The following is a 13,783-nucleotide window of genomic DNA, read 5'->3' on the forward strand; positions in this document are numbered from 1 at the left end:
CGTTCATGCCGCTCGTGCCCGCCGGAGATGCCACAGCTACTGGCGCCCGCTGTCGGCGTAGCTGCCGCGCCCGAGCGCGGTCACGAGGAAGTCCCGGACGGCGCCATGGGACCGCTGTCCCGTGGCTTCCGGCCCTGTAGCTCCCGGCCCTGAATTCTCCGGCCCGGGCGGGGCTGTCGCCGCGAGCCAGTCGCCGATGTGCGTGATGTCCCTGCCTGCGGCGGCGGCGACGGCGTCGCAGGCGAACCCGACGGCACTCGTGCCGTCGTTCAGGCGCACCGATCCGAGCAGCATGGGCTCGGGCAGGGCCGCCAGGAAGTGCCCGAGTGCCGCCTCGGAGAGGATCCACCGCTCACCCACGAGTTCCGCGCCGTCGTCCGAACGGTACACACCCGGTTTCGGCGGCTGCGTATCCAGCGCCACCATGCGGTAGCGGGCGGCCGTGCGGACCGGGCCGTCCCAGAAACCGCCGAGCTCCTCGAGTTCCCGCGCCAGCACCTGACCGCGGCGGTGCGCACCGACGACGACGAGCGGGACGCCGGCTGCTCCGGCAGCCAGCGGCCAGGGGCCCGCGGTGTCCGTCGGGCCGACTGCCCCGGGGGCGAACAGTGCAGGAGGAATCGGTGTCCGTTCGATCCGGCGGGCGATGTCCGCCACGACGGCGTCGTCGAAGGTGCGCCCGACGACCGTCACACCGAACTGGGCGCCCTCGACCTCGCCCACGGGCACGGCGACCGCGCACATGTCGAAGAGGTTGCAGAAGTTGGTGTACGTCCCCATACGGGAGTTGACCCCGATCGGGTCCGCTGCCACCTCGGCGAGGAGGGGATGCAGGGGAGCCGTGGGCACCAGGAGGGCGTCGAAGCCCTCGAGCTGCGCGAGCGCGTCCCGCTTGAGGTCGGCCAACCGGGCTGTGTCCGCCACGTACTCGTGGGCCGCCAGCCTCCCGGCGCGGTGGATGATGCCGGCCACGGTGGGATCGAGGCCTGCGGGATTGCCGTCCGCGGTGGCGCCGTCGACGAAGGCTCCCACGGCGGCATGACGCTCCGCCACGAGGGCGCCGTCGTAGAGCAGCCGGGCGGCCTGCAGGAATCCATCGATCGGAAGGGGCTGGACGTCGACGCCGGCAGCCTCGAGCCGGCTGACCTGACGGCCGAATTCCGCGGCCCAGGCCGGGGACAGCTCGGGCAGGTCGGCGGGGTAGGCGACGCGGGGCCGGCTCGGAGCCGCGAGGCGCACCTCGGAAGGCCACGGACGCGCCCCGCCGGCCATGACGCCCATCGCGCGCTCGGCTGTGGACAGGTCCCGCGCGAGGATCGTCACGGCATCCCAGGAGCGGCAGGCGGGCACCACACCGCCGGTGGAGACCACGTGCAGCGTAGGCTTGATGCCCACGATTCCCTGCAGCCCGGCGGGGACCCGTCCGGACCCGGCGGTGTCGGTGCCGATCGCGATGTCCGCGAGGCCCAGCGCGACGGCGACAGCCGAGCCGGAACTCGATCCGCCGGAGATGTACTCCGGGCGGCGGGCATCGCGCACCGCTCCATGGGGACTGCGGGTTCCCACGAGGCCGGTGGCGAACTGATCGAGGTTCGTCGCACCCAGGACCACGGCACCCGCGGCCCGCAGCCGGCGCACTGATTCCGCGTCCTCCCCCGGGAGGTAGGAGAAGCCCGGGCATCCGGCGGTCGTCGGGATTCCCGCCACGTCCACGTTGTTCTTCACGGCGAGGACGAGTCCCGCCAGGGGAAGGTCCTCGCCGCCGCTGACCCGGGCGTCGACGTCGGCGGCTTCGGCGAGGAGGTTCTCCGCCGTCCGGACGGTCACCCAGATCTCGGGCCGGTCCACGGCGGCGAGGGCCGTGAGTGCGGCGCGTACGCGGTCCGTTGCCTGGGTGCTCATGCCGCTACCTCTTCCGTTTCGCTTGCTGCGGGTTCCTGCCCCGGCCGGGGCGATGTTCCGGGCTCGAGCTCCGGCGATGCGCCCAGGACCACCAGTGTCTCGCCGGCCACGACCTGGGACCCGGCGACCGGCAGGACCTGCAGCACCAGTCCGTCGCAGGGGGCGGTGATGACGGTCTCCATCTTCATGGCCTCGAGCGAGACGAGGGGCTGTCCCTTCAGGACGGTCTCGCCCTGTGCCACGTCCACTTTCCAGACGCTGGCCGCGAAGGGCGCGGAGACCAGGGAGGCGCCGTCGGGCACCACCAGATCCTCCGTGTCCGGAACGACGGCGGCGGCGGCATCGGCGCGGTCGAACTCACCGGCGTCGGCCCACGCCTGGCGTTCGACGGCGAAGGCAGCGGACTGCTGCACGCGGAACTCCGCGATCGATGCGCTGTTCTCCTCGAGGAAGCGTTCGTGCTCGGCGAGGGAGAAAGTCCCCTCCTCGATCTCGACGCCGCGACCACGGCCTGCGGCCATGTCGGCGCGCAGGTCCAGCAGCTCCTCCGGGCTGACGGGGTACCAGGAGATGCGGTCGAAGAACCGGAGCAGCCACGGAGATCCCGGCTCGAACGGTGCGGAGTCGGCGTAGCGCGACCAGACCTGGGTGGTGCGGCCCACGAACTGGTAGCCGCCGGGTCCTTCCATGCCGTAGATGCACATGTACGCGCCGCCGATACCCACGGCGTTCTCCGGCGTCCACGTCCGGGCCGGGTTGTACTTGGTGGTGACGAGGCGGTGCCGGGGATCGAGGGGCGTCGCGACGGGCGCGCCGAGGTACACGTCGCCCAGGCCGAGGACCAGGTATTCGGCGTCGAAGACGGTGTCGAAGACGTCGTTCACCGAGTCCAGCCCGTTGATGCGCCGGATGAATTCGATGTTCCACGGGCACCAGGGGGCGTCGTCGCGCACTCCGGCCATGTACCGCTCGATCGCCTCGCGGGTCGCGGGGTCGTCCCAGGACAGGGGCAGGCGCACCGAGCGGCTGGGTACCACGAGTTCCGAACTGGCCGGCAGGGCGCTCTCGATGTCCTGCACCACCTCCAGCAGTCGGCGGCTGGACAGGACGGAGGGGTCCACCTTGATCTGCAGGCTGCGGATGCCCGGCGTCAGGTCGACGACGCCGGCAAGCCGCATCTGCCCGATGGCCTGGTGCAGGGCATGCACCCGCGCGCGGAGGCCGAGGTCGAGGACCATGTCGCCGTACTCCACGAGGAGGTTGTCGTCCCCGGACCGCCGGTACGTCACGGCGGGTCTGCCCGGTTCCTCCGCGACACGTGCCAGCACGCCGTCGTCGCCGTATCCGCCGCGGACCAGATGCTTGTGCAGGGCCGAGGTGTCCGTGCCGGACGGGAGTTCGGGGGCGTCGGGCAGGATCAGCTGCCGCCCGGGACCGAGGTCCTGCAGCGAGGGTGCCTGGACCGTTCGGACCGGGACGAAGCGCACGGTGTCGCCCGGGCGGAGCTGCCCGAGCTTCCAGCGGTCGGCCGTGACGACGGTCACGGGGCAGACGAACCCGCCGAGGCTGGGTCCGTCCGGTCCGAGGAGGATGGGCGTGTCCCCGGTGAAGTCGAGCGCACCCACGGAGTAGGCGGTGTCGTGGATGTTGGAGGGGTGCAGGCCCGCCTCGCCGCCGTCGTTCCGTGCCCAGCGGGGCTTGGGCCCGATGAGCCGGACGCCGGTGCGTGCGGAGTTGAAGTGCACCTCGTAGTCGGTGGCGAGGAGGTCGTCGATGTCTTCCCGCTGGAAGAACTCGGGCGCCCCGTGCGGGCCCTCGACGACGGTGAGTTCCCACCGGGACGTCAGGGCCGGCCGGGCGTCGAGTGCCACCGGGGACGATCCCGCGGGGGAATCCGTGGGCACGGTCCTCAGCACGTCCCCGGTGCGGAGGACGCGCCCGGCGTGCCCGCCGAACTGGCCCAGGGTGAACGTGGATGCGCTGCCGAGGTACAGCGGGATGTCGAGGCCGCCCGCGAAGAGGATGTAGCCGCGCAGGCCGGCACCGTCCGCGGTCCCGACGTCGAGCGTTCCCCCGGCGGGGACCGTGACGGGCTCCCAGGCCGCGACCTCGACGCCGTCCACCGTCACCCGGACCTCAGCGCCGGTCACGCACAGGGTCGTGGCGTGCGAGAAGGTCAGGCTGGGCCCGGTCATGGTGAATTCGAGGCCCGGAGCGCCCTCCGGGTTCCCGAGGGCCTGGTTGCCCAGCCGGAAGGAGAGGTCGTCCATCGGGCCGCTCGGCGGGACGCCCACCTGCCACAGGCCGGTGCGGCCGGGCCAGTCCTGCACGCTCGTCTGCAGCCCGGGCCGCTCCACCGTGATGCGCGGTTCGGGGTCACCGACCGTATCGAGGGTGCTGGTCGAGTGTCCGGCCGCGCGGACGACGTCGAGGGTGCTGACTGCGCGCAGCATGCCGAGGTTGGTCTCGATGCCGTCGATCCGCGTGCCGGTCAGTGCGCCGGCCAGCCGGTCGAAGGCCTCGCCGCGGCTGGTGCCGGAGGCGATGATCTTCGCCAGGAGGGGGTCGTAGTTGGTGGAGACCTCGCTGCCGGTCTCGGCCCAGGTGTCCACCCGGATGGAGTCCGCCTCGGGGTAGGCGGCGTTGGTGATCGTGCCGGCGCTGGGCTGGAAACCGCGGGCGGGGTCTTCGGCGTAGACCCGCGCCTCGACGGCGTGGCCGGAGACGGGGACGCTGTCGGGGACACCGGCGAGGACGGCCTCGGCGTCGGGTCCGCCCTGGGCGAGGCGGAGCATCCACTCGACCAGGTCGACGCCGGTCACGGACTCCGTGACCGGGTGCTCGACCTGCAGGCGTGCGTTCACCTCGAGGAACGAGGCCTCCTGGCGGACGGAGTCGTAGACGAACTCCACGGTCCCGGCGGAGCGGTAGCCGAGCGATGCGCACAGCGCCCGCGAGCTGCGGTGCAGTTCCTCGCGGAGGGCGTCCGGCAGGTCCGGCGCAGGTGCTTCCTCGAGGACTTTCTGGTGTCGGCGCTGCAGCGAGCAGTCGCGGTCGCCCAGGCTGACCACCCGGCCTTCGCCGTCGCCGAAGACCTGGACCTCCACGTGGCGGGCGTTCTCCACGTACCGCTCTGCGAAGACGCCGGCGGTGCCGAAGCTGGCGCCGGCGAGGCGGGCCACGCGGGGGAAGCTCTCCGCGAGTTCCTCCTCGGTGCGGCAGACGGTCATCCCGATGCCGCCTCCGCCGCCCGTCGCCTTGAGCATGAGGGGGAAGCCGATGGTGGCACCGGCTGCCAGGGCGTCGTCGACGCCGTCGAGCAGGCCGGAACCCGCGATCATGGGGACGCCGGCGGCGGACGCGGCGTCGCGGGCGGTGTGCTTGGTGCCGAAGGTGCGGAGCTGGTCGGGCGTGGGACCCACGAACACGAGTCCGGCCGCCTCGACGGCCTCCGCGAAGTCGGCGTCCTCGGACAGGAAGCCGTAGCCGGGGTGGATGGCGCCGGCGCCGGTGGACGCAGCGGCGGCCAGCAGGGCCTCGACGCGGAGGTAGGACTCCTTGGCGGGTGCCGGGCCGAGGAGCACGGCCTCGTCGGCGAGCCGGACGTGGCGGGCGCCGCGGTCCGCCTCGGAGAACACGGCAACCGTGCGCAGGCCGAGCTTGCGGGCCGATTCGATGATGCGGCAGGCGATCTCGCCGCGGTTGGCCACCAGCAGGGTGTCGAAGCGGTTCATGCGGCAGTCTCCGGGCGTGTGACGATCATGCGGACGGGCGTGGGGTTGAAGCCGTTGCAGGGGTTGTTGACCTGCGGGCAGTTCGAGACGAGCACGAGGGTGTCCACCTCGGCCTGGAGGGCGACGCGCTTGCCGGGAGCGGAGAGGCCGTCGACGATCCCGAGGGCGCCGTCGGGATCGACGGGGACGTTCATAAACCAGTTGATGTTGGAGACGAGGTCCCGCTTGCCCAGCCCCCAGCGGGAGCCCTCGATGAGGAAGTTCTCCACGCAGGCGTGCTGTTCGCGCGTGTGCTGGCCGTACCGGAGGGTGTTGGACTCCTGCGAGCATGCGCCGCCGATGGTGTCGTGCACGCCCACCTCGTCCGCGACCACCGTCATGAGGGCGAGGCCCGTGTCGGCGCGGAGCGCTGAGCCGGTGGTGAGGACGATGGAGCGCTGCTGCGCGATGGTGACCGGTGCCGAGTACCGGACGGTGGTGTCGCCGGCGGCGTAGAGGAGGCAGTCGACCGCCTGGTTGCCGTCGAGGTCCACGATGGTGAGGACGTCGCCCGCGGCGACGACGGCGGACCACGGTCCGCGTGCCTCGACGTACTCGTCGAGGACGACGGCTCCCGGGACGAGGGCGGCCTGGGTCGCCGGCTGCGAGAGGGTGGTGGTCATCGGGTGCTCCTTGCGGCGAGGTCGTGCTCGGTGTTGTTCAGGGCCTGGAGGTGTTCGGGCGCCAGCGGCCCGATCAGGCGTCCCTCGACCAGTGCGGCGAGGTCCCCGGGCGCCCGCCAGGCGGTGATCCCGACGGCGCTGCCGGTGAAGTCGGTGCGCGGGTCGAGCGGGTGTGCCGTGTTCGCCAGCACGACGACGGTGTCCACCTGCAGCAGCAGATCGACGTGTGCTCCCGGGCCCGCGCTGCCGGTGAAGCGGATGCCGCCGTCGGGGTCCACGTGGATGCCCTTGAAGAAGGTCAGCGACGGGGCGACGTCCCGCTGTCCGAGGCCGCTCTTCAGCGCCCCGAGGGTCAGCAGCTCCCGTGCGGCAGGGGAGGCGCTGTGCGCCGTCCCGGCCCCGTAGCGGGCGGTGTTCCCGGCCAGGGTGGTGGCGCCCGTCAGGGCGTCGTGGCTGCCCGAGGTGTCCTCGACGATCGTGGCCAGGACCCGGCCGGCGTCGGACAGGAGCGGGTGTCCGGCCCCGGGGTAGGCCTGCCAGGGCACCTTGACGGTGTCGGCCGCATTGAAGCGTTCGTGGAGGTCGCCGGCCCGGTACAGGAGGGTGTGCACGCAGGCATCGCCCGTGTCCGTGAGGCGGAGGCGCGTGCCGCGGGCGAGGTGCAGCGTTGTGTAGCGACCGAAGGCCAGCGACTCCGACCAGACCAGGCGGCCGGCGGCGCCGTCGGGCAGTGCGTCCGTGAGCCGGGACGGCGCGGTGGCCACCGGGATGTGGCGCATCGTGTCCGCCGTGCGGCGGTGCTGGTCGCGGGCGTGGGCGCGGGCTCCGGCGGTGGTGGCCGTGCCTGCCGGTGTGTCGGTGGTCTGTGTCATGTCGATCCTTGTCGATCCTTGTGGTCGGTGCGGAGCCGGCGGGCAGCTGCTGGGTGCGAGCGGAGTACTAGGAGGCCTTGGCTGCGATACTCCGGCGGATCCAGAGACCTCCGAGCAGCACGACGGTGACCATCAGCGGGGCGGAGTAGAGGAGGATGCCGTTCTCGCCGGCGGGGTCGTAGACCTCGGGGCGGGGCCAGGACAGGTTGACCACCATGACGGCGCCGTAGAGGACGGCGAGCACGTTCACGGGCAGGCCCCAGCGGCCCAGGGAGAAGAGGCCCGACGGCATGGTCTGGCCTACGCGGTCCCAGTCGCCGCGCAGCCGGCTGGCCAGCTGCGGGACGGTGACCAGGAGGTACGCGATGTACACCATGACGATGCAGACGCTGGTCAGGGTGGTGAAGAGGGCCGCGTTGCCCACGTTGATGGCCAGGACGCCGACGGCGAGGGCGCCGATGGCGATGGAGGGCCACATCGGGGTGCCGCGGCGGGAGTGGACGGTGGAGAGCAGCGTCGAGGCGGGGAGCTTGCCGTCCCGTGCCATCGAGAAGACCAGGCGTGAGCCGGCGGTCTGGATGGCGAGGGTGCAGACGAAGATCGCGATGGCGACGTCGACCAGCAGGACCTTGCCCCAGAAGGTGCCGAGGACCGCGGTCAGGACATACGGGAGGCCTTCGGTGGCAAGGCGGCCGTCGTCGAGGCTCGGAGCCGCCATGAGTGCGGTGATGATCATGAGGGCTCCGCCGACCCCGGAGATCGCCAGGGCGGAGATGATGGTGCGGGGTGCGGTGCGGCGCGGGTCCTTGGTCTCCTCGGAGAGCTCGCCGGCGGAGTTGAAGCCCACCATGACGTAGGCGGCCATGAGGCCGGAGACGAGGAACGCGCCCACGGCTCCGAGGTCCGAGCCCTGCAGCACAGTGGTGTCCAGAACGACGTCGGGCCCGCGCTGCGCCGCGGTGATCAGTGCGAGGACGACGGCGATGACGCCGACGATCTCGCAGGTCACGCCCACCGAGTTGATGTGGGCCATGAGCCGGACACCCATCGCGTTGATGACGGTGGTGGCGACCAGGAGGATGGCGCCCAGGACGACGGCGTTCGCGGCGCCCGTGACGGTGTTGAGGGCGGGGTCGCCGCCCACGAGCTGGAAACCGCTCCATAGCTGCGGCAGCACGACCTGCAGGGCGATGGCTGCGGCGGCGGCCGTGACCACCTGTGCCACTGCCATGAACCAGCCGGCGAACCAGCCCACCGTCTCTCCGCCCACGCGCCGTGCCCACTGGTACACCGCACCCGACAGCGGATAGCGGGCGGCCAGTTCGGCGAAGTTCAGGGCCACGAGCAGCTGGCCCACGAGCACGATCGGCCAGGTCCAGAAGAACGCAGGGCCGGCGAACGAATACCCGAAGGCGAAGAGCTGGAAGATCGTGGTGAGGATGGAGACGAAGGAGAAACCCGCCGCGAAGGACGCGTAGCGGCCCAGCTTGCGGTGCAGCGAGGGCTCGTAGCCGAGGGAGGTGAGGTCGGCGTCGTCCGGGTGGGTCGAGGTGGGAATCGTCATCGGAAGTCTCCGTGGTTCGAACGGGATGGGTGCCGGTGGAAGAGATGGGGGTGCTGCGCAATACCGGTCACTTGATAGTTTTCCAATCCGAGGTCCCGCTCGGGTTTCACGGACGTAAAAGGCTCATGAGCAGGTTGTTTCCGCCATGTTTCGCCGTTTCCAGCAGGCGGCGCAGCACCGGGAGGGGTTCCTCCGGGTGCAAGAATGAGGCCGTGACCCTCACCGGACCGGGACGTCCCCGCACGCGCCAGTCCACCCGCCCCGGAGCCACGGCCCGTGAGGAGATCCTCGACGCGGCGGCGGAGCTCTTCACCACGCAGGGCTACGCCACGACCTCCACCCGCGCCATCGCGGACGCGGTCGGGATACGGCAGTCCTCGCTCTACCACCACTTCGCCACCAAGGACGACATCCTCGAGGAGCTCCTGACCGGAACGGTGGCAGAGGGGCTGGCCTTCGCCCGTGCAGCGTCCGCCATCGGGGACGGCACTGTCTCTCCCGCCGCCCGGCTCCATGCCGTGGCGTTGTTCGACGGGACGCAGTTGTGCAGCGGACGCTGGAACATCGGGGTCCTCTACCACCTGCCGGAAGCCCGGGACGAGCGCTTCCGCTCATTCCTCGCAGACCGCGGGGAGTTGCGCGGCCTGTACCGTCGGCTGGGCTCGGCCGCTGTCCCCGCACCGCTCTGGCCCGGCGATGCCCGGCATCACGGCGAACTCGCCTTCCGCCTGGTCGAATCCCTCGTGAGCCTCAGAGCCGACGGCCAGGCCACGCCCGACTCGCCACTCCAGGTGGCCGACGCGGCCATGGTGCTGTGCGGCGCCGGGAGCTCGCTCGGGACCATCCGGGCGGAGAGCTCCGCGCTCATCGGGCGGCTGGGGCGCGAGCTGCCGGACCCGGGGGCCGGCGCGCGCTAGCCGGGGAGTTCAGCGCCGATAGGCCCCATCCGTGGACACCGCGGCGGCCGGCATCATGCCATCCGTCCATGGCGTCAGCGGTGCTGTTCCACAGGTCGAGCCCGGCCGCCGGATCCTGGAGGCGGGGGTCGTCCTGGTCCAGACCCAGGTGTTCGGCCCAGAGCTGGAGCCGGAACTCGCGGGCCAGCGGACGGTAGGAGTCCTGTACGGTGTCTGTGCTGGTCGTTTCCGACGTGCCGTTCGTGGTGTCGAGTACGGCGCAGGTGAGTTCGCTGTCCGAGGTCCACGACCGACGGTTGAAGTTGTCCGAGCCGCAGGCGAACCAGACGTCGTCGATGATGCAGATCTTGGCGTGGACGTAGATCGGTGTTCCGGCGCTGTTCTCCAGATCGAACACGCCGACCCTGCCGGGCGCGGCCCGGTGCAGTATTCCCATGGCGCGCACTTGCCCGATCCGCCTGGGCGGCCCTCCGAGGAAGCCGTCGGAGTCCGGGTACCGGGGCACGACCGCGATCACCTTCAAAGCGGGGTTCCGTTCCAGGGCCGAAGCGATGCCGGCCGCGACCTCTGTCGACCACAGGTACTGGTCCTCGATGTAGATCAGCGAGCGGGCACGGGAGAAGGCTTTCGCGTAGCCACGGGCAATGCTCCGGTCCCCATCAGGTGCGAAGGGGAACGGGGGATGCTTCACACCGTAGGTGCGCAGCAACTGCACGGCGTGGGGGCCCGCCGGTGGTGGTGGCGGAGCAGTGGCCGGAAGCGGTTTGGGGTGCCGTGGCATGCGGGCGAGGCGATGCAGCAGCATGCGGTAAGGGGTGCGGTGGTCCAGGGGATGCGGGTCGTTCCACCGTTCGGCGAACAATGCGAGCACATCTTCCACCACAGTCGCCGTCACCGCGCCAGTCGGTGAACCACACGCGGTCTCCCTCGCGCAGGGCCGTCAGCTCTTGATGCAGTCGGGCGAAGTAGGTAGCTCCATGGACGAGGGGTCGCACGAGGTTGCCCTCGGACCAGGACGGCGACGCGGCACCGCCTGCGTGCACCTCGGTCGCCCGATTCCCCCGCTCATCACAGCTCAGGAACCAGTGCTCCGCTCCACCGTCCACTCGATGCTCCTTTCGGGGCCCGAGGCAAGGCCGCCATTATCCCTTCTTCAAAGTAGCCTACGAAGATGCCGGTTCAGGGCAGCGATCGATCGGCGTCGTGCGCCGTCGAGGTCAGGTTTGCTGGATGGCGGTGTTGTCCCGGATGGATGTGGCGATCGCGGCGGCCGTCGATATGGTGGCATGGGCATAGCGGAGGTCAGGAACCGGTGAGGTGTCCCTGCGTGTCGGTGCCCCGGTTCGGTGACGAGCGGCGGATCAGTGAGCTGAATTCACGGAGTCGAGGTACTGCTGCACGGCTGTTTCCGGCACCCGGTAGGAGCGGCCGAACCGGATACCGTGCATTGCACCGGACTGCACCAGGCGGTACACCGTCATCTTTGATACCCGCATCTGGGCGGCTATCTCCGCAACCGTCAGTAGGTTCTCCGTCATGGGGTTGTTCTGCGCCATTGCTACCTGCTCCTTGAGACCCGTTCGCCACTCCTGCGTCTCTGCTAACAGTGACCGGCCCTGAGGGACGGCGCACGAGTAGTCACTACGTGTTTCTCATCGCCCGAGCAGCAAGTAGTGGGGCGGCGGTCGCCGATGGGTTGTCCCAATCTGGGGGTTGTTTCTGGTGCTTCGACGCTCGACACTGGAAAAGCCTGGGGAGGACGAAGATCAATCAACCCGGGGGGCAACGATGCTGGATTATCCATCTTTTTCCATGGACAGGCGTGACAGAGGCCGCAGGGCTTCGTGGCTCGGCGCACTGCTCACAGCGGTGGTGCTTGTGCTGGGTGCCCTGGTGGCGCCGGTCGCAGCGTCGGCTGACGTCGGGGATGTCGGCGTTCAGGGTCCGTCGCACTCCGGAACGGGCACGCCGACGGGTACGAAGCGGGCGACGAATGCGTTGTGGTTCAACGACGGTATCTGGTGGGGGACCCTGTGGGACACCGCCAGCGCGGACTTCCACATCTTTCGGTTCAACGCCGGGACGAACGCGTGGGTCGATACGGGTGTGGTGACGGAGACGCGGTCGAACACCCATCATGACGTCCTGTGGGACGGGTCGACGCTGAACGTTGCGAGTTACGTGTTCGTCAATGACGGCGTGCCGGCTGCGGCGGGCGGCCCGACGACGATGCGCCGCTACAGCTACAACGCGAGCACGGACAGGTACACGCTGCTGGATTCGACCAAGATCAACGACCAAAAAGTCGAGGTCCTGACCATCGACAAGGACTCGACCGGCCGGGTGTGGGCCACGTGGCAGCAGGGCAACAAGATCTACATGAACGCCACCGGCACGGACGGCAAGACATGGGGGACGCCGTTCCTGCACCCCGCAGCGGCGAGCACTGGGGGGTCGGGCAACGTCTCTTTGGACGACACGTCGGCGCTGATCGCGTTCGGGGGCAACAAGATGGGTGTGATGTGGAGCCGGCAGGTCGGCGACGCCACCGACGGCTTCTACTGGAGCGTCCACGTCGATGGAGCGTCGAACACCTCCTGGACCACTCAGGCGGCGGTGTCGGGCCTGAAGAGCGGGGATGACCACATGAACCTGAAGTGGCTGGATTCCTCCGGCGGACGGGTCTTCGCCGCGGTCAAGACGTCGTTCACCTCCGCGTCCCAGCCGCTGATCCAATTGTTGGCCTTGAGTGGTTCGACGTGGTCGAAGCACACAATCGCCACCCAGGGCGAGTGCCCGAACCGGGTGATCGTGCTGATCGACGAGGCTGCGCAGAGGTTGCGGACCTTCGCAACGTATCCCAAGCCCAGCGGCACCACGAACGCCGGCGTCTGCTCCACCTCGGGGGGCGCGATCTACGAGAAATCCACACCGCTGAGCAACATCAGCTTCACCACCTCGAAGACGCCGCGCATCGTCGACGCCGACCAGTACGTCCACAACGTCACCTCGACGAAGCAGAACCTGAACAGTGTGGCGGGGCGCACGGCCAACAGCGGTTTGCTGATCCTCGCCGATGTGAACGCCACGAGTCGGTACTGGCACCACTACGAGCCCAGCAGCGGAGGGAGTACTGGTGACACGACGGCTCCGACGGTGACGGCCACATCTCCGACACCCGGTGCCACGTCCGTGGGGGTAGCGTCCAATGTGACCGGAACGTTCTCGGAAGCGATGACCGCATCAAGCATCACGTCTGCCACGTTCACGGTGACGGCGGCGGGAATGACGACGCCGGTGTCGGCATCTGTGACCTACGACGGCACAAGCAGGGTTGCGACGCTGAACCCGGGTGCGGATCTCGTTGCGGGCACGACGTACACGGCAACGATGAAGGGCGGCTCCAGTGGGGTGAAGGATACTGCCGGTAACGCGTTGGCCTCGGACAGGACCTGGACCTTCACCACGGCTCCGGCGGGCGGCACCACGTCAGAAACCGTCACGCTTACGGCCACCGCCGACACCTACGCATCGAGTGGGGCGACGACGACGAACTACGGCACAAGCACCCTGCTGGGTGTGGACAACAGCCCGGTGGAGGTCACGTACCTGAAGTTCGACCTGTCGGGGTATCCGGGCAAGACGATCGAAAGTGCGACGTTGCAGCTGGCCAGCGCCGGGAGCGGGTCAACGGGCACGCAGAACGTCAAGCTGGTTGCCGACGACAGCTGGACGGAGGCTGGAATCACCTACAGCCTCCGGCCCGCGCTCGGCACCAGCATCGGTACGCTCGGCCCGACAACGGCCAACACCAGCTACAGCGTTCCGCTCACGGTCACCGGCCTGGGCGGTGAGCTCGGCCAGCAACTCTCCCTTGGCCTTGACTCCACCAGCAGCGACGGGCTTGACCTCAATTCCAGGGAGGCCAGCACCACGGCCGCACCCAAGCTGGTGCTCACGTTCAGGTAAGTAGTCGCCACTTGACGCAGATGCCGGGCCTCCATCCGTCAGGATGACGTCCCGGCACTGCCTTATGTGCCTGCAGGCGGCGCGTCCGGCACTCGTTTTCCTCCGCACGTCCTGGATCTGCTGGATAGCAGCCGGCAGTGACGGCGCAGACGACGACGGGGCG

General features: G+C 69.8%; 9 protein-coding genes. 2 read left to right on the forward strand and 7 right to left on the reverse strand.

The genetic code is table 11. The features are described 5' to 3' along the window. Positions 1 to 36 precede the first annotated feature (36 nt). From atzF to ACX80H_RS10825, 5 genes are all read right to left on the reverse strand, one after another. On the reverse strand, positions 37 to 1,902 hold the full coding sequence (gene atzF, locus ACX80H_RS10805) for an allophanate hydrolase (RefSeq protein WP_459313221.1): 1,866 nt from the start codon (positions 1,900 to 1,902) through the stop codon (positions 37 to 39). Then, complete coding sequence (uca, locus tag ACX80H_RS10810) at positions 1,899 to 5,636, reverse strand: urea carboxylase (protein WP_459313223.1); 3,738 nt, start codon at positions 5,634 to 5,636, stop codon at positions 1,899 to 1,901. The genes atzF and uca overlap by 4 nt, the downstream gene beginning before the upstream one ends. Beyond that, positions 5,633 to 6,298, reverse strand: a complete 666-nt coding sequence (locus ACX80H_RS10815) for an urea amidolyase associated protein UAAP2 (protein ID WP_459313225.1) — start codon at positions 6,296 to 6,298, stop codon at positions 5,633 to 5,635. The genes uca and ACX80H_RS10815 overlap by 4 nt, the downstream gene beginning before the upstream one ends. Next, positions 6,295 to 7,170 (reverse strand): urea amidolyase associated protein UAAP1, encoded by an 876-nt coding sequence (locus tag ACX80H_RS10820; RefSeq protein WP_459313227.1) that lies wholly within the window; start codon positions 7,168 to 7,170, stop codon positions 6,295 to 6,297. Before ACX80H_RS10820 ends, ACX80H_RS10815 begins: the two co-directional genes overlap by 4 nt. Positions 7,171 to 7,237: 67 nt before the next feature. Beyond that, on the reverse strand, positions 7,238 to 8,734 hold the full coding sequence (locus tag ACX80H_RS10825) for an amino acid permease (RefSeq protein ID WP_459313229.1): 1,497 nt from the start codon (positions 8,732 to 8,734) through the stop codon (positions 7,238 to 7,240). A gap of 212 nt (positions 8,735 to 8,946) precedes the next feature. On the opposite strand from ACX80H_RS10825, the gene ACX80H_RS10830 reads away from it, so the two are divergent. Further along, positions 8,947 to 9,651 carry a TetR/AcrR family transcriptional regulator gene (locus tag ACX80H_RS10830; RefSeq protein WP_459313231.1) on the forward strand — a complete coding sequence of 235 codons (705 nt, stop codon included), beginning with the start codon at positions 8,947 to 8,949 and terminating at the stop codon, positions 9,649 to 9,651. Here ACX80H_RS10830 and ACX80H_RS10835 read toward each other — a convergent pair. Both ACX80H_RS10835 and ACX80H_RS10840 read right to left on the reverse strand, forming a co-directional pair. Continuing rightward, positions 9,599 to 10,522 (reverse strand): phospholipase D-like domain-containing protein, encoded by a 924-nt coding sequence (locus tag ACX80H_RS10835; protein ID WP_459313233.1) that lies wholly within the window; start codon positions 10,520 to 10,522, stop codon positions 9,599 to 9,601. The genes ACX80H_RS10830 and ACX80H_RS10835 overlap by 53 nt on opposite strands. A gap of 490 nt (positions 10,523 to 11,012) precedes the next feature. After that, positions 11,013 to 11,207: a helix-turn-helix domain-containing protein gene (locus ACX80H_RS10840; protein WP_459313235.1), complete on the reverse strand. Its 195-nt coding sequence runs from the start codon at positions 11,205 to 11,207 to the stop codon at positions 11,013 to 11,015. Positions 11,208 to 11,544: 337 nt separating this feature from the next. Here ACX80H_RS10840 and ACX80H_RS10845 point away from each other — a divergent pair, with 337 nt between their 5' ends. Beyond that, positions 11,545 to 13,620 (forward strand): CBM96 family carbohydrate-binding protein, encoded by a 2,076-nt coding sequence (locus tag ACX80H_RS10845; RefSeq protein WP_459313237.1) that lies wholly within the window; start codon positions 11,545 to 11,547, stop codon positions 13,618 to 13,620. Positions 13,621 to 13,783 lie beyond the last annotated feature (163 nt).

Source organism: Arthrobacter pasteuri (assembly GCF_054510955.1).